The following is a 13,915-nucleotide window of genomic DNA, read 5'->3' on the forward strand; positions in this document are numbered from 1 at the left end:
GGCCCGGTATGCGCACGGAGGTGATGTCTGTCGGCAGTGTGCGCCTGTTCCGGCTGGCGCTGGGTACTTTGCTGTTGCTGGTCGGCACTGCGCTGCTGCTGGCCCGGGGCATCGCCTGGCTGGACCTGGAACCGCGCATGCTGCGTGCCCTGGAAGGTGGCGCACTGTGCGCGCTAGGTACGGCGTTGGGTGCTGTACCGGTGCTGGTGATCCGCAATATGCCGGTAGCCCTGGCCGATAGCTTGCTGGGCTTCGGGGCAGGGGTGATGCTGGCGGCCACGGCGTTCTCGCTGATCATCCCCGGCCTGGATGCCGCCCAGGCCATTGGTTTCAGCCCTTGGGGCGCCGGAGGCCTGATCAGCTTCGGCCTGATGCTCGGTGCCCTGTGCCTGTTTCTGGTCGACCTCAAGGTCTCTGGTGCTTCGCCGCAAGCGCTGGTCGGTACCGAAAATCAGCCCGTGATCGCCGCGCGGATCTGGTTGTTCGTGATCGCCATCATTGCCCATAACATCCCTGAAGGTATGGCCATCGGTGTATCTGCCGGCGGTGGCATGGCCGACGCCGATAGCCTGGCGATGGGCATTGCCTTGCAGGATGTGCCCGAAGGGCTGGTGATAGCGTTGGTGCTGGCAGGGGCGGGGATGCCACGGTTCAAGGCGTTTCTGATCGGCGCCGCTTCTGGCCTGGTAGAGCCAGTGGCTGCAGTGATCTGTGCCTGGCTGGTGAACATGGCGCAGCTGCTGTTGCCGGTGGGCCTGGCCTGTGCAGCCGGGGCGATGTTGCTGGTGGTGACCCAGGAGATCATTCCCGAGTCACGCAGCAATGACCATCACCGCTTGGCCAGCCTGGGGCTTTGCCTCGGTTTTTGCCTGATGATGGTGATGGATACGGCGATGTCGTGATTTTGGCCTGGGGCCCGCCGGCGGGTTTGTTGTGCCTGTGAGATCGAGCGCCGCCCGCGCGGCGCATCGCGAGCTGCGCTCGCTCCTACGTTTGTTTCCGGCCAGTAACGCCTGTGCCAGGCGCGCGCGACCGCCTTGTTGGTACGGCGCGATATCGCGCCATGCGCCTAGGCGTTCGCGCGAAAATCCCCCAAGGAATTACTGGCCCGAAACAAACGTAGGAGCGAGCGCAGCTCGCGATGCGCCGCGCGGGCGGCGCTCGATCTCACAGGCGCTGAAAGGGGTAAGTTGAGCCCCCTGAGGCCTTCACTCGCCTTCGTCGAAGTAGTTGTTGATAAGCGCCACCAGCGCTTCCAGCGCATCGTTATCCTGCTCCCCTTCGGTAAGCAGGTGCACCTGAGTGCCTTTGCCCGCAGCCAGCATCATCACCGCCATGATGCTCTTGCCATCCACCAGCTTGTCGGGCGCACGCCCGACACGGACCTGGCACGGGTACTTGCCGGCCACGCCGACGAACTTGGCTGCCGCCCGGGCATGCAGGCCCAGCTTGTTGATGATGGTGATTTCGCGGGCGGGCATCGTGCGGTGGATCCTGTGGGCTAGAGGTCGCGGTGGCGGACCTGGACGTTTTTCAGAGATTGCTGCAGCAGTTGGCCGAGGCGTTCGGTGATGTAGACCGAGCGGTGGTGGCCACCCGTGCAGCCAATGGCGATGGTGACATAGGCGCGGTTGCTGGCAGCAAAGCGTGGCAGCCATTTGAGCAGATAGCTGGAAATGTCGCTGAACATTTCCTCGACGTCCGGCTGTGCGGCCAGGTAATCGATGACCGGTTGCTCCAGGCCAGAATGTTCGCGCAGTTCCGGTTTCCAGTACGGGTTGGGCAGGCAGCGCACGTCGAACACCAGGTCGGCATCGACCGGCATACCGCGCTTGAAGCCGAACGACTCGACCAGGAAGGCGGTGCCCGGCTCGGGCTGGTTGAGCAGGCGCAGTTTGATCGAATCGCGCAGCTGGTAGAGGTTGAGATTGGTGGTGTCGATCTTCAGGTCGGCAAGGTCGGCAATCGGCCCCAGCAGTTCACTTTCGACGCGGATCGCTTCGGCCAGCGAGCGCTCGGCGTTGGTCAGCGGGTGACGCCGACGGGTTTCCGAGAAACGCTTGAGCAGCGTGTCTTGGTCGGCATCGAGGAACAGCACATCACACTGGATGTGGCGCCCACGGGCCTCCGCCAACAGTTCGGGGAAGCGCGACAGGTGGCTGGGCAGGTTGCGCGCATCGATCGATACCGCCACCTTGGGTTGCAGCAGTTCGGTATTGATCAACGCGTTCTCTGCCAGCTGCGGTAGCAGCCCGGCGGGCAGGTTGTCGATGCAATAGAAACCGTTGTCTTCCAGCACATCAAGGGCGGTGCTCTTGCCGGAGCCGGACCGGCCGCTGACGATGATCAGGCGCATGTTCAGCTCCCGTTCTGCACGTCCAGGACGACTTGATACAACGCTTCGCTGCTGCTGGCGGCACGCAGGCGATCACGAACATCCTTGCGATCGAGCATGCTGGCGATCTGGCGGAGCAGTTCAAGGTGCGCATCGGTGGCGGCTTCTGGCACCAGCAGGACGAACAGCAAGTCCACAGGTGCACCGTCGATGGCGTCGAAATCAATGGGGGCGGCGAGGTGGAGCAGGGCACTTACCGGGCTCTCGCAACCCTTGAGACGGCAATGTGGAATTGCAATGCCATTGCCAAATCCAGTTGAGCCCAGTTTTTCGCGGGCGATCAGCTTCTCGAAGAGATCTTGCTCATCAAGCTCGGGGACTTCGCGGTGGACCGCAGCGGCGATCGTTTCCAGCGCGCGTTTTTTACTGCTGACGCCCGGCACATTCACCAGGGAACGGCCGGGGGTCAGGATGGTTTCAAGTCGGATCATGGATGAGAGGGATCAGCGGGCTGCTGCACCTTGCAGCAGGCTTTGCTGTTTTTCCTTGTGTTTTTTCAGTTGGCGGTCGAGCTTGTCGGCCAAGGCGTCGATCGCTGCATACATGTCTTCGTGTTCGGCGTTGGCAACCACTTCACCGCCGGGAATCTGCAGGGTCGCCTCGACCTTCTGCTGCAGCTTCTCGACTTTCATGATGACCTGCACGTTGGTGATCTTGTCGAAGTGACTTTCCACGCGAGCGAGCTTTTCAAGCACATAATCGCGCAGTGGCTGGGTGACTTCTACATGCTGTCCACTGATATTGACTTGCATACAGCTTCTCCTTTGTTGCCCGTGCATAAAGAGGCAGGTATTGCACCTGCCCCACAAACGCTGTGGCACATCCAGGGGCTACATCAGTCGCTTGCGCTCGCTCGACGGTGCGATGCCGAGGGACTCGCGGTACTTGGCGACGGTGCGACGGGCTACCTGGATGCCTTGTGCCTCCAGTAAACCAGCGATCTTGCTGTCACTCAATGGCTTTTTCTGATTTTCCGCTGCAACCAGTTTCTTGATGATCGCGCGAATCGCCGTAGACGAGCATTCTCCGCCTTCGGCGGTGCTGACGTGGCTGGAGAAAAAGTACTTCAGTTCGTAGATGCCACGCGGGGTGTGCATGTATTTCTGCGTGGTCACCCGCGAAATGGTCGACTCATGCATGCCCACCGCTTCGGCGATGTCATGCAGGACCAGTGGCTTCATCGCTTCGTCGCCATGGTCGAGGAAGCCGCGCTGGTGCTCGACGATCTGCGTGGCGACCTTCATCAGCGTTTCGTTGCGGCTTTGCAGGCTCTTGATGAACCAGCGCGCCTCTTGCAGCTGGTTGCGCATGAAGGTGTTGTCGGCGCTGGTATCGGCGCGGCGGACGAAGCCGGCGTACTGCGGGTTGACCCGCAGGCGTGGGATCGCTTCCTGGTTCAGCTCGACCAGCCAGCGGTCGCTGTCCTTGCGCACGATCACGTCAGGCACCACGTATTCCGGTTCGCTGGACTCGATCTGTGAACCGGGCCGCGGGTTGAGGCTCTGCACCAGTTCGATCACCTGGCGCAGTTCGTCTTCCTTGAGCTTCATGCGGCGCATCAGCTGGCTGTAGTCGCGGCTGCCGAGCAGGTCGATGAAATCGGTGACCAGGCGCTGGGCTTCGCCCATCCACGGCGTGCTGGCGGGCAGCTGGCGCAATTGCAGCAGCAGGCACTCGCCGAGGTTGCGGGCACCGACGCCGGCCGGCTCGAACTGCTGGATGCGGTGCAGCACCGCTTCGACCTCGTCGAGCTCGATATCCAGCTCCGGGTCGAAGCCTGCGCAGATCTCTTCGAGGGTGTCTTCCAGGTAGCCCTGGCCGTTGATGCTGTCGATCAGGGTGACGGCGATCAGGCGGTCGGTATCGGACATCGGTGCCAGGTTCAGTTGCCACAGCAGGTGGCTCTGCAGGCTTTCGCCGGCCGATGTGCGGGTGGTGAAGTCCCACTCGTCGTCATCGTTGCTCGGCAGGCTGCTGGCGCTGGTCTGGTAGATGTCTTCCCAGGCGGTGTCGACCGGCAACTCGTTGGGGATGCGCTCGTTCCACTCACCGTCTTCCAGGGTTTCGGCACTGCTGGTGCTTTCCTGGAAGCTGGTGTCCTGGACTTCGGCGGCCGGCTTGTTCTCGGCGTTGTCCGCCATCGGGTCGCTGTTGTCGAAGTCGTCGCCGTCTTCCTGACGTTCGAGCATCGGATTGGATTCCAGCGCTTCCTGGATTTCCTGCTGGAGGTCCAGGGTGGAGAGCTGGAGTAGGCGGATGGCCTGTTGCAACTGCGGTGTCATCGTCAGTTGCTGGCCCATTTTTAGGACGAGCGATGGTTTCATGGCTGGGGCTTAATACCTTGTTCGCCGGCGCGCATGCGCCATCCACTACACGAGGGCGCCGGAGCGCCAAATTCAAGCAAGTTTTATGCCTTAAATTGTAGCGTTTGCCTAGAGCACTGTAACAACTTAAGCCCCGACAGGGCGTTAATGCCAGCGCTCCAGGCAGGTCCCAGGGGTCAGAGTCGGAACTCGTGGCCCAGGTAGACCTCCTTGACCAGGTCGTTGGCCAGGATGGTCTCGGCGTCACCTTCGGCGATCAGTCGGCCGTCGTTGACGATATAGGCTGTTTCGCAGATATCCAGGGTTTCACGGACGTTGTGGTCGGTGATCAGTACACCGATGCCCTTGGCCTTGAGGTGGTGGATGATCTGCTTGATGTCACCCACGGAGATCGGGTCGACACCGGCAAAAGGTTCGTCCAGCAGGATGAACTTCGGTGCGGTGGCCAGGGCGCGGGCAATTTCGACCCGGCGGCGTTCGCCACCGGAAAGGCTCATGCCGAGGTTGTCGCGGATGTGACTGATGTGGAACTCCTGCAGCAGGCTTTCCAGCTCCTTGCGCCGGCCTTCGCGGTCGATGTCCTTGCGGGTCTCGAGAATGGCCATGATGTTGTCGGCCACCGATAGCTTGCGGAAGATCGAGGCTTCCTGCGGCAGGTAGCCGATACCGGCGCGGGCGCGGCCGTGCATGGGCTGGTGGCTGACATCGAGGTTGTCGATGAGCACGCGCCCCTGGTCGGCCTGGACCAGGCCGACGATCATGTAGAAGCAGGTGGTCTTGCCGGCGCCGTTGGGGCCGAGCAGGCCAACGATCTGCCCGCTGTCGATCGACAGGCTGACATCGCGCACGACTTGCCGCCCCTTGTAGCTCTTGGCCAGGTGCTGGGCTTTGAGAGTTGCCATTTACTCGGCCTTCTTCTTCGGCTGGATCACCATGTCGATGCGCTGACGTGGTTGAGTCACGTTGCCACCGCGACCGGCGGTCGCAACCTGGGTCTTGGTGTTGTAGACGATCTTCTCGCCTTCGGTGGTGTTGCCTTCGTTCTCGACCTTGGCGCGATCGGTGAGGATCACCGTGTCTTTCTGCGCCTGGTACTGGATGGTCACCGCCCAGCCCTTCATCTTGTCAGGCTTGGCCGTGCTCTGCTGCTGCTCGAAGTAGGCCAGGTTGCCCACCGACGTCACCACGTCGATGTCGCCATTGGCGGCACGGGTCATGGTTACGGTGTTGCCTTTGATCATCATCGAGCCCTGGGTGATGATCACATCGCCGGTATAGGTGGCCACGCCTTGCTTGTCGTCCAGGTGCGCGTTGTCGGCCTGGATGCGAATAGGCTGGTCACGGTCGGTCGGCAGGGCGAAGGCGCTCGCGCTTCCCAGTGCTGCGCTCAGGCTGAGCAAAAGGGGGAGGGTTTTAACGAGCCTCATACTGTCCTCTTACGTTAGAGAGCAAGTCCATCTTGCCTTCTTTCAAATACGCTTTCATTCCCTTGCCTGTGGTTGTGCCACCGGCGCCGTCGATTCTAACGGCTTGCTCGGTCTGAGCATATTGCTTCTGCGGGAATACGGTCATGCGCGAGCTGGTGATGATGGTGTCGCGCTGCTTTTCGTCGGTGCGGGCGACCCGCACCTGGTCGATCAGTTCGACTTCGCTGCCGTCGGGGTTGACCTCGGCGCGCAGGCTCTGCACGTGCCACGGGTATTCAGTGCCGCGGTACATGTGCAGGTCGGGCGTGGTCACCAGGGTGACCTCGCTGGCCTTGAGGTGTTCGACCTTGTCGGCGGTCATTTCGTATTGCAGCTTGCCATCGGGCAGGAACTGCACGCTGTGTGCGTTGATCGCATAGTAGTCGATGGCGCTTTCGTCGACCTGGGCCTTTGGTTCCTCGAGGAAGCGCTCCGGGCTGACATTCCAGTAGCCGACCGCCACCAGCAGGGCGGCGATGACCACGAGCAGCGCAATGTTGCGGGCTTTCTTGCTGAGCATGGGCGGCCTTAAAGGTAATTGGCGTTGGCAGCGTCCAGGGTGCCCTGGGCCTGCATGATCAGTTCACAGAACTCGCGAGCGGCACCTTCGCCACCCCGTGCCTGGGTCACGCCATGGGCGTGCTGGCGTACGAATGGTGCGGCATTGGCCACCGCCATGCCCAGCCCGACTCGGCGAATCACCGGCAGGTCGGGAAGGTCGTCGCCCAGGTAGGCGACCTGTTCATAGCTTAGGCCCAGTTCGGCGAGCAGGCCGTCCAGCACCACCAGTTTGTCCTCGCGGCCCTGGAACAGGTGGGGGATGCCGAGGTTCTTCGCCCGGCGCTCGACCACCGGGGTCTTGCGCCCGCTGATGATCGCCGTGGTCACGCCCGAGGTCATGAGCATCTTGATGCCTTGGCCGTCGAGGGTATTGAAGGTCTTGAATTCGCTGCCGTCTTCAAGGAAGTACAGGCGGCCGTCGGTGAGCACGCCGTCCACGTCGAACACGGCGAGCTTGATGGCCTTGCCACGTTGCATCAGGTCTTGGTTCATAGTCATGACTCTCGGTTACATGACGCCTGCGCGCAGCAGGTCGTGCATGTTCAGCGCGCCGGTCGGGCAGTTGTTACGGTCGACCACCACCAGCGCGTTGATCTTGTGATCTTCCATGATTTTCAGCGCTTCGGCGGCGAGCATCTCGGCGCGAGCGGTCCTGCCGTGCACGGTCATCACCTGGTCGATCAGGGTGGTGTGCACATCGATGTTGCGGTCCAGGCTGCGGCGCAGGTCGCCATCGGTGAAGATCCCGGCCAGGGTGCCGTCCTGCTCCAGGACCACGGTCATGCCCAGGCCCTTGCGCGACATTTCCAGCAGTGCGTCCTTGAGCAATGTGCCGCGTTGAACCTGTGGCAGCTCGTCGCCGGAATGCATGACATTCTCGACCTTGAGCAGCAGGCGCCGGCCCAGTGCACCGCCGGGGTGCGAGAAGGCGAAGTCTTCTGCGGTGAAACCGCGCGCTTCGAGCAGGGCGATGGCCAGCGCGTCGCCCAGCACCAGCGCGGCGGTGGTGGAGGAGGTCGGGGCCAGATTGAGCGGGCAGGCTTCCTGTGCGACGCGGGCATCGAGGTTGACCTCGGCTGCCTGGGCCAGTGGCGAGTCCGGGTTGCCGGTCAGGCTGATCAGCTGGATGCCAAGGCGCTTGATCAACGGCAGCAGGGTAACGATTTCGGCCGTGCTGCCCGAATTGGACAGCGCCAGGATCACATCATTGCGGGTAATCATGCCCATGTCGCCGTGGCTGGCCTCGGCGGGGTGCACGAAGAATGCCGGTGTGCCGGTGCTGGCCAGGGTGGCGGCGATCTTGTTGCCGATATGCCCTGACTTGCCCATGCCGACCACCACCACGCGGCCCGTGCTGGCCAGGATCAGCTCGCAGGCCTTGACGAAGTTCGCGTCGATGCTGGCTGCCAGGCCCTGTACGGCCTCCAACTCCAGGCGCAAGGTGCGCTGGGCGGACTGGATCAGCTCATTGGATTGGCTCATGTCGAAAACACTGCCTGAAGAAAAGGCGGCGATTATAGCCGCAATGTAAGAAAGCCTCATCCATTGGATTGCCTGAACATTTGTCATGAAACCCTGTCGTTGCCCTGAACGACACGTTGCATGGCCTTGGGGGCGAGGGGGCAGCGGTGCTATAGTTCGCCGCTATTCGGCCTGCCAAGGGCGCGTGTGTCTTCAAGATGAAGGCCGGCGTCCATTAGTGCGAGGCTGCACTAGCAAGGAGTCTAGATGAGTGTGGATAGCGCCTACGCGGTCGAGTTGAAGGGAGTCACCTTCAAGCGCGGTTCGCGCAGCATTTTCAGCAATGTCGACATCCGTATCCCGCGCGGCAAGGTCACCGGGATCATGGGGCCGTCGGGTTGCGGCAAGACCACGCTGCTACGCCTGATGGGCGCGCAGCTACGGCCGTCGAGCGGTGAAGTGTGGGTGGCGGGGCAGAACCTGCCGAGCCTTTCGCGCAGCGACTTGTTCGACGCACGCAAGCAGATGGGCGTGCTGTTCCAGAGCGGCGCGCTGTTCACCGATCTCGATGTGTTCGAGAACGTCGCTTTTCCGTTGCGCGTGCATACCCAGCTTTCGGACGAGATGATCCGCGACATCGTGTTGATGAAACTGCAGGCCGTGGGCCTGCGCGGTGCCATCGACCTGATGCCGGACGAACTGTCCGGCGGCATGAAGCGCCGGGTGGCGCTGGCCCGGGCGATTGCCCTGGACCCGCAGATCCTGATGTACGACGAACCGTTCGTCGGCCAGGACCCGATTGCCATGGGTGTGCTCGTGCGGCTGATCCGCCTGCTCAACGATGCCCTGGGTATCACCAGCATCGTGGTTTCCCACGACCTGGCCGAAACTGCCAGTATCGCCGACTACATCTATGTGGTCGGCGATGGCCAGGTGCTGGGCCAGGGTACGCCCGACGAACTGATGGGCTCGGACAATCCGCGCATTCGCCAGTTCATGAAAGGTGACCCGGACGGCCCGGTGCCATTCCACTTTCCCGCGCCTGACTACCGCGCCGATCTGCTGGGAGCGCGGTGATGCGCAGAAAATCCTTACTCGAACGTATCCGCCTGCTCGGGCGCTCGGCGATCGACGTGCTGGCGGTGCTCGGGCGTTCGTGCCTGTTCCTGTTCCATGCACTGATCGGCCGTGGCGGCATCGGCGGTGGTTTCCAGTTGCTGACCAAGCAGCTGTACTCGGTGGGCGTGCTGTCGCTGGCGATCATTGTCGTTTCCGGCGTGTTCATCGGCATGGTGCTGGCCCTGCAGGGCTACAGCATCCTGACCAAGTACGGCTCCGAGCAGGCGGTCGGGCAGATGGTCGCCCTGACCCTGCTGCGTGAGCTCGGCCCGGTGGTCACCGCGCTGTTGTTCGCCGGCCGCGCCGGTTCTGCACTGACCGCCGAAATCGGCAACATGAAGTCCACCGAGCAGCTGTCGAGCCTGGAAATGATCGGCGTCGACCCGCTCAAGTACATCGTCGCGCCACGCCTGTGGGCCGGTTTCATCTCGCTGCCGCTGCTGGCGCTGATCTTCAGCGTGGTCGGCATCTGGGGTGGTTCGTGGGTCGCGGTCGACTGGCTGGGCGTTTACGAAGGCTCGTTCTGGGCCAACATGCAGAACAGTGTTTCCTTTACCGACGACGTGCTCAACGGGCTGATCAAGAGCCTGGTGTTCGCCTTCGTCACGACCTGGATTGCCGTGTTCCAGGGGTACGACTGCGAACCCACCTCAGAGGGGATCAGCCGTGCCACCACCAAGACCGTGGTCTATGCCTCGTTGGCAGTACTGGGTCTGGACTTTATTCTGACCGCCTTGATGTTTGGAGATTTCTGATGCAAAACCGCACCCTGGAAATCGGTGTCGGCCTGTTCCTCCTGGCCGGGATCCTGGCGCTGCTGCTGCTGGCCCTGCGCGTCAGCGGGCTGTCCGCCAGCCCGAGCAGCGATACCTATAAAGTTTATGCGTACTTCGACAATATCGCCGGTTTGACGGTCAGAGCTAAAGTGACCATGGCCGGTGTAACGATCGGCAAGGTCACCGCCATCGATCTGGACCGTGATTCCTACACCGGTCGGGTGACCCTGCAGCTGGACAAGTCGGTCAACAACCTGCCGACCGACTCCACTGCTTCGATCCTGACCGCCGGCTTGCTTGGCGAGAAATACATCGGTATCAGCGTGGGCGGTGAAGAAGACGTGCTCAAGGATGGTTCGACCATCCATGACACTCAGTCGGCGCTGGTGCTGGAAGATCTGATTGGCAAGTTCCTGCTCAACTCCGTTGGCAAGGAACCCAAAGAAGCGCAACCGGCTAATTAAGGAGTTTCCATGATTTCGATCCTGCGACGTGGCCTGCTGGTGCTGCTGGCGGCCTTCCCCCTGATGACCCTGGCCGCGCAGTCGCCGCATGACGTGGTTCAGAGCACCACCACTGAGTTGCTCAGCGATCTGAAGGCCAACAAGGAGCAGTACAAGACCAACCCGAATGCCTTCTACGATTCGCTCAACCGCATTCTCGGTCCGGTAGTGGATGCTGAAGGCATCTCGAAAAGCATCATGACCGTCAAGTACTCGCGCAAGGCCACCCCTGCGCAGATTCAGCGCTTCCAGGACAACTTCAAGCGCAGCCTGTTTCAGTTCTATGGCAATGCGCTGCTGGAGTACAACAACCAGGGCATCACCGTCGACCCGGCCAAGGCTGATGACGGCAAGCGCGCCAGTGTCGGCATGAAGGTTACCGGCAACAACGGTGCGGTCTATCCGGTGCAATACACCCTGGAAAACCTCGGCGGTGAGTGGAAGGTACGCAACGTCATCGTCAACGGCATCAATATCGGCAAGCTGTTCCGCGACCAGTTCGCCGATGCCATGCAGCGCAATGGCAACGACCTGGACAAGACCATCGACGGCTGGGCCGGCGAAGTGGCCAAGGCCAAGGAAGCTGCCGACAACTCGCCAGAGAAGACCGTCAAATGAGCGAGGCCGCTGTAACCATGGCCGAGCCGGGCGTGCTGTGCCTGGCCGGCGAACTGGATTACCGCAGCGGGCCGGCCCTGCGCAAGCAGGGCAAGGCGCTGATCGGCGCCTGCCGTGAAGCGCGTCTGGTGCTGGACTGCTCGGCCGTGGCGCGCTCCACCAGTGTCGGCCTGTCGCTGCTGCTGGCGTTCATCCGTGACGCCCAGGCTGCCGGCAAGGCCTTCGAAGTGCGTGGCATGCCCGACGACATGCGGGAAATCGCCGGGGTCTATGACCTCGATGAGGTGCTGGCAAGCTGATGGCTTGGCAGTGAAGAGAGGCCCCTCGGTCGCGCGCCCCTTCGTTGGGCTTCGCAGGCGAGGGGCTTTTTTGTATGATGGCCGACCCGTGCGCATCGGGCGCCGATTGAGGTTGAGCATGCAGGCCGTAGAAGTTAAGAGCTTCCTTGAAGAGAAATTGCCGGGATCCCGGGTCGAAGTTGAAGGCGAAGGCTGCAACTTCCAGTTGAACGTGATCAGCGACGAGTTGGCTGGCCTGAGCCCGGTCAAACGTCAGCAGGCGATCTATGCTCACCTGAATCCGTGGATTGCCAATGGCAGCATCCATGCGGTAACCATGAAATTTTTCAGCAGCGCAGCCTGGGCTGAGCGCACCTGAGCCAACTTGGCGGCGAGACACCAATGGACAAACTGATTATTACTGGCGGCGCTCGTCTTGATGGCGAGATCCGCATTTCCGGCGCGAAGAACGCGGCTCTGCCGATCCTGGCGGCGACCCTGCTGGCCGATGGCCCGGTCACCGTGGGCAACCTGCCGCACCTGCACGACATCACCACCATGATCGAGCTGTTCGGGCGCATGGGCATCGAGCCTGTGATCGACGAAAAGCTGGCGGTGGAAATCGACCCGCGCACCATCAAGACCCTGGTAGCGCCTTACGAGCTGGTCAAGACCATGCGCGCCTCGATCCTGGTGCTCGGCCCCATGGTCGCGCGCTTCGGTGAAGCCGAGGTGGCGCTGCCAGGTGGCTGCGCCATCGGTTCGCGCCCGGTCGACCTGCACATCCGCGGCCTCGAGGCCATGGGCGCGAAGATCGAAGTCGAAGGCGGCTACATCAAGGCCAAGGCCCCTGAAGGCGGCCTGCGCGGCGCGCACTTCTTCTTCGACACCGTCAGCGTGACCGGCACCGAGAACATCATGATGGCCGCGGCACTGGCCAAAGGCCGCAGCGTGCTGCAGAACGCCGCGCGCGAGCCTGAAGTGGTCGATCTGGCCAACTTCATCAACGCCATGGGCGGCAAGGTCCAGGGCGCAGGCACCGACACCATCACCATCGATGGCGTCGAGCGTCTGCACAGCGCCCACTACCGCGTCATGCCCGACCGTATCGAGACCGGCACCTACCTGGTCGCCGCCGCCGTGACCGGTGGCCGCGTCAAGGTCAAGGATACCGACCCGACCATCCTCGAGGCGGTACTGGAAAAGCTGAAGGAAGCGGGCGCCGACCTCACCACCGGTGAGGACTGGATCGAGCTGGACATGCACGGCAAGCGGCCCAAAGCCGTCAACCTGCGTACCGCCCCGTACCCGGCGTTCCCGACCGACATGCAGGCGCAATTCATCTCGCTGAACGCGATCGCCGAAGGCACTGGCGCGGTCATCGAGACGATCTTCGAAAACCGCTTCATGCACGTGTACGAAATGCACCGCATGGGCGCGCAGATCCAGGTCGAAGGCAACACCGCGATCGTCACGGGCGTACCGACCCTCAAAGGGGCGCCGGTAATGGCCACCGACCTGCGTGCATCCGCCAGCCTGGTGCTGTCGGCGCTGGTCGCCGAAGGCGATACCCTGATCGACCGCATCTACCACATCGACCGTGGTTACGAGTGCATCGAGGAAAAACTGCAGATGCTCGGCGCGAAAATCCGCCGCGTACCGGGCTAGTCGCCCACTGGCACAAGGATGTGTCATTCGAATTGAATGCGGTCGGGCGATAGTTGCCCGGCCGGCAGTAGCCGCTTAAGGACCGACGTTCCAATGTTGACCATCGCGCTTTCCAAAGGCCGTATTCTCGACGATACCCTGCCATTGCTGGCCGAGGCCGGTATCGTGCCGACCGAGAATCCGGACAAGAGCCGCAAGCTGATCATCCCCACCACGCAGGACGACGTGCGCCTGCTGATCGTGCGTGCCACCGACGTGCCGACCTATGTCGAGCATGGTGCTGCCGACCTCGGTGTGGCTGGCAAGGACGTGCTGATGGAGTACGGCGGCCAAGGCCTGTATGAACCACTGGACCTGCAGATTGCCCGCTGCAAGCTGATGACCGCCGGTGTGGTCGGTGCGCCCGAGCCCAAGGGCCGCCTGCGCGTCGCCACCAAGTTCGTCAACGTGGCCAAGCGTTATTACGCCGAGCAGGGCCGCCAGGTCGACATCATCAAGCTGTACGGCTCGATGGAGCTGGCCCCGCTGATCAACCTCGCCGACAAGATCATCGACGTGGTCGACACCGGCAACACCCTGCGTGCCAACGGCCTGGAACCCCAGGAACTGATCGCCACGATCAGCTCGCGCCTGGTGGTCAACAAGGCCTCCATGAAGATGCAGCACGCCCGCATCCAGAGCCTGATCGACACGCTGCGCCAAGCGGTCGAATCCCGACACCGCGGCTAAGACTCACTACCTCCTGC

At 62.2% G+C, this 13,915-nt stretch carries 19 protein-coding genes; 9 read left to right on the top strand and 10 right to left on the bottom strand.

Features of this window, described 5'->3' with window-relative positions:
* Window positions 1–8 precede the first annotated feature (8 nt).
* On the top strand, window positions 9–902 hold the full coding sequence (locus OCX61_RS04655; RefSeq protein ID WP_261942799.1) for a ZIP family metal transporter: 894 nt from the start codon (window positions 9–11) through the stop codon (window positions 900–902).
* A gap of 306 nt (window positions 903–1,208) precedes the next feature.
* Here OCX61_RS04655 and OCX61_RS04660 read toward each other — a convergent pair whose 3' ends face one another.
* The 10 genes from OCX61_RS04660 to OCX61_RS04705 form a co-directional block, all read right to left on the bottom strand.
* Entirely contained in the window at window positions 1,209–1,481 is a 273-nt protein-coding gene (locus OCX61_RS04660; RefSeq protein ID WP_027920218.1) for an HPr family phosphocarrier protein, read from the bottom strand.
* 20 nt (window positions 1,482–1,501) lie between these two features.
* Window positions 1,502–2,356, bottom strand: a complete 855-nt coding sequence (gene rapZ, locus OCX61_RS04665; protein ID WP_261942800.1) for an RNase adapter RapZ — start codon at window positions 2,354–2,356, stop codon at window positions 1,502–1,504.
* A 2-nt stretch (window positions 2,357–2,358) separates the two neighbouring features.
* Complete coding sequence (gene ptsN / locus OCX61_RS04670; protein WP_261942801.1) at window positions 2,359–2,826, bottom strand: PTS IIA-like nitrogen regulatory protein PtsN; 468 nt, start codon at window positions 2,824–2,826, stop codon at window positions 2,359–2,361.
* Between the two features lie 12 nt (window positions 2,827–2,838).
* Complete coding sequence (hpf, locus tag OCX61_RS04675; protein ID WP_003255135.1) at window positions 2,839–3,147, bottom strand: ribosome hibernation-promoting factor, HPF/YfiA family; 309 nt, start codon at window positions 3,145–3,147, stop codon at window positions 2,839–2,841.
* A gap of 78 nt (window positions 3,148–3,225) precedes the next feature.
* Window positions 3,226–4,719 carry an RNA polymerase factor sigma-54 gene (locus OCX61_RS04680; protein ID WP_261942802.1) on the bottom strand — a complete coding sequence of 498 codons (1,494 nt, stop codon included), beginning with the start codon at window positions 4,717–4,719 and terminating at the stop codon, window positions 3,226–3,228.
* Window positions 4,720–4,895: 176 nt separating this feature from the next.
* The gene (gene lptB, locus OCX61_RS04685) at window positions 4,896–5,621 is read right to left on the bottom strand and encodes an LPS export ABC transporter ATP-binding protein (protein ID WP_060511298.1); all 726 of its coding nucleotides are present in this window, start codon (window positions 5,619–5,621) and stop codon (window positions 4,896–4,898) included.
* Window positions 5,622–6,146, bottom strand: a complete 525-nt coding sequence (gene lptA, locus OCX61_RS04690) for a lipopolysaccharide transport periplasmic protein LptA (protein WP_027595608.1) — start codon at window positions 6,144–6,146, stop codon at window positions 5,622–5,624.
* Window positions 6,133–6,705, bottom strand: a complete 573-nt coding sequence (lptC, locus tag OCX61_RS04695; RefSeq protein ID WP_261942803.1) for an LPS export ABC transporter periplasmic protein LptC — start codon at window positions 6,703–6,705, stop codon at window positions 6,133–6,135. The genes lptA and lptC overlap by 14 nt, the downstream gene beginning before the upstream one ends.
* Before the next feature lie 8 nt (window positions 6,706–6,713).
* The gene (locus OCX61_RS04700; protein ID WP_261944269.1) at window positions 6,714–7,238 is read right to left on the bottom strand and encodes a KdsC family phosphatase; all 525 of its coding nucleotides are present in this window, start codon (window positions 7,236–7,238) and stop codon (window positions 6,714–6,716) included.
* A 15-nt stretch (window positions 7,239–7,253) separates the two neighbouring features.
* Window positions 7,254–8,228, bottom strand: coding sequence for a KpsF/GutQ family sugar-phosphate isomerase (locus OCX61_RS04705; RefSeq protein WP_261942804.1), 975 nt, complete (start codon window positions 8,226–8,228; stop codon window positions 7,254–7,256).
* A 246-nt stretch (window positions 8,229–8,474) separates the two neighbouring features.
* On the opposite strand from OCX61_RS04705, the gene OCX61_RS04710 reads away from it, so the two are divergent.
* The 8 genes from OCX61_RS04710 to hisG all read left to right on the top strand — a co-directional run bounded on the left by OCX61_RS04710 (window position 8,475) and on the right by hisG (window position 13,898).
* Window positions 8,475–9,284: an ATP-binding cassette domain-containing protein gene (locus OCX61_RS04710; protein WP_043213285.1), complete on the top strand. Its 810-nt coding sequence runs from the start codon at window positions 8,475–8,477 to the stop codon at window positions 9,282–9,284.
* Window positions 9,284–10,081, top strand: coding sequence for a lipid asymmetry maintenance ABC transporter permease subunit MlaE (gene mlaE, locus OCX61_RS04715; RefSeq protein WP_079229598.1), 798 nt, complete (start codon window positions 9,284–9,286; stop codon window positions 10,079–10,081). Before OCX61_RS04710 ends, mlaE begins: the two co-directional genes overlap by 1 nt.
* On the top strand, window positions 10,081–10,566 hold the full coding sequence (gene mlaD, locus OCX61_RS04720; protein ID WP_110637464.1) for an outer membrane lipid asymmetry maintenance protein MlaD: 486 nt from the start codon (window positions 10,081–10,083) through the stop codon (window positions 10,564–10,566). Before mlaE ends, mlaD begins: the two co-directional genes overlap by 1 nt.
* 9 nt (window positions 10,567–10,575) lie before the next feature.
* Window positions 10,576–11,223: an MlaC/ttg2D family ABC transporter substrate-binding protein gene (locus OCX61_RS04725; RefSeq protein WP_261942805.1), complete on the top strand. Its 648-nt coding sequence runs from the start codon at window positions 10,576–10,578 to the stop codon at window positions 11,221–11,223.
* A complete protein-coding gene (locus OCX61_RS04730; protein WP_261942806.1) occupies window positions 11,220–11,522 on the top strand; it encodes an STAS domain-containing protein in 303 nt (100 codons plus the stop codon). Before OCX61_RS04725 ends, OCX61_RS04730 begins: the two co-directional genes overlap by 4 nt.
* A gap of 118 nt (window positions 11,523–11,640) precedes the next feature.
* The gene (locus OCX61_RS04735) at window positions 11,641–11,880 is read left to right on the top strand and encodes a BolA family protein (RefSeq protein WP_003255121.1); all 240 of its coding nucleotides are present in this window, start codon (window positions 11,641–11,643) and stop codon (window positions 11,878–11,880) included.
* A gap of 23 nt (window positions 11,881–11,903) precedes the next feature.
* Window positions 11,904–13,169 carry a UDP-N-acetylglucosamine 1-carboxyvinyltransferase gene (gene murA, locus OCX61_RS04740; RefSeq protein WP_261942807.1) on the top strand — a complete coding sequence of 422 codons (1,266 nt, stop codon included), beginning with the start codon at window positions 11,904–11,906 and terminating at the stop codon, window positions 13,167–13,169.
* Window positions 13,170–13,262: 93 nt separating this feature from the next.
* Entirely contained in the window at window positions 13,263–13,898 is a 636-nt protein-coding gene (gene hisG / locus OCX61_RS04745) for an ATP phosphoribosyltransferase (protein WP_023382134.1), read from the top strand.
* The last annotated feature ends 17 nt before the right edge of the window (window positions 13,899–13,915 follow it).

Source organism: Pseudomonas sp. LRP2-20 (genome assembly GCF_024349685.1).
GTDB lineage: Bacteria > Pseudomonadota > Gammaproteobacteria > Pseudomonadales > Pseudomonadaceae > Aquipseudomonas.

Coding starts and splice junctions, on each gene's coding strand:
- OCX61_RS04655 (WP_261942799.1), top strand. CDS start 9: ATGCGCACGGAGGTGATGTCTGTCGGCAGTGTGCGCCTGTTCCGGCTG.
- OCX61_RS04660 (WP_027920218.1), bottom strand. CDS start 1,481: ATGCCCGCCCGCGAAATCACCATCATCAACAAGCTGGGCCTGCATGCC.
- rapZ (WP_261942800.1), bottom strand. CDS start 2,356: ATGCGCCTGATCATCGTCAGCGGCCGGTCCGGCTCCGGCAAGAGCACC.
- ptsN (WP_261942801.1), bottom strand. CDS start 2,826: ATGATCCGACTTGAAACCATCCTGACCCCCGGCCGTTCCCTGGTGAAT.
- hpf (WP_003255135.1), bottom strand. CDS start 3,147: ATGCAAGTCAATATCAGTGGACAGCATGTAGAAGTCACCCAGCCACTG.
- OCX61_RS04680 (WP_261942802.1), bottom strand. CDS start 4,719: ATGAAACCATCGCTCGTCCTAAAAATGGGCCAGCAACTGACGATGACA.
- lptB (WP_060511298.1), bottom strand. CDS start 5,621: ATGGCAACTCTCAAAGCCCAGCACCTGGCCAAGAGCTACAAGGGGCGG.
- lptA (WP_027595608.1), bottom strand. CDS start 6,146: ATGAGGCTCGTTAAAACCCTCCCCCTTTTGCTCAGCCTGAGCGCAGCA.
- lptC (WP_261942803.1), bottom strand. CDS start 6,705: ATGCTCAGCAAGAAAGCCCGCAACATTGCGCTGCTCGTGGTCATCGCC.
- OCX61_RS04700 (WP_261944269.1), bottom strand. CDS start 7,238: ATGAACCAAGACCTGATGCAACGTGGCAAGGCCATCAAGCTCGCCGTG.
- OCX61_RS04705 (WP_261942804.1), bottom strand. CDS start 8,228: ATGAGCCAATCCAATGAGCTGATCCAGTCCGCCCAGCGCACCTTGCGC.
- OCX61_RS04710 (WP_043213285.1), top strand. CDS start 8,475: ATGAGTGTGGATAGCGCCTACGCGGTCGAGTTGAAGGGAGTCACCTTC.
- mlaE (WP_079229598.1), top strand. CDS start 9,284: ATGCGCAGAAAATCCTTACTCGAACGTATCCGCCTGCTCGGGCGCTCG.
- mlaD (WP_110637464.1), top strand. CDS start 10,081: ATGCAAAACCGCACCCTGGAAATCGGTGTCGGCCTGTTCCTCCTGGCC.
- OCX61_RS04725 (WP_261942805.1), top strand. CDS start 10,576: ATGATTTCGATCCTGCGACGTGGCCTGCTGGTGCTGCTGGCGGCCTTC.
- OCX61_RS04730 (WP_261942806.1), top strand. CDS start 11,220: ATGAGCGAGGCCGCTGTAACCATGGCCGAGCCGGGCGTGCTGTGCCTG.
- OCX61_RS04735 (WP_003255121.1), top strand. CDS start 11,641: ATGCAGGCCGTAGAAGTTAAGAGCTTCCTTGAAGAGAAATTGCCGGGA.
- murA (WP_261942807.1), top strand. CDS start 11,904: ATGGACAAACTGATTATTACTGGCGGCGCTCGTCTTGATGGCGAGATC.
- hisG (WP_023382134.1), top strand. CDS start 13,263: ATGTTGACCATCGCGCTTTCCAAAGGCCGTATTCTCGACGATACCCTG.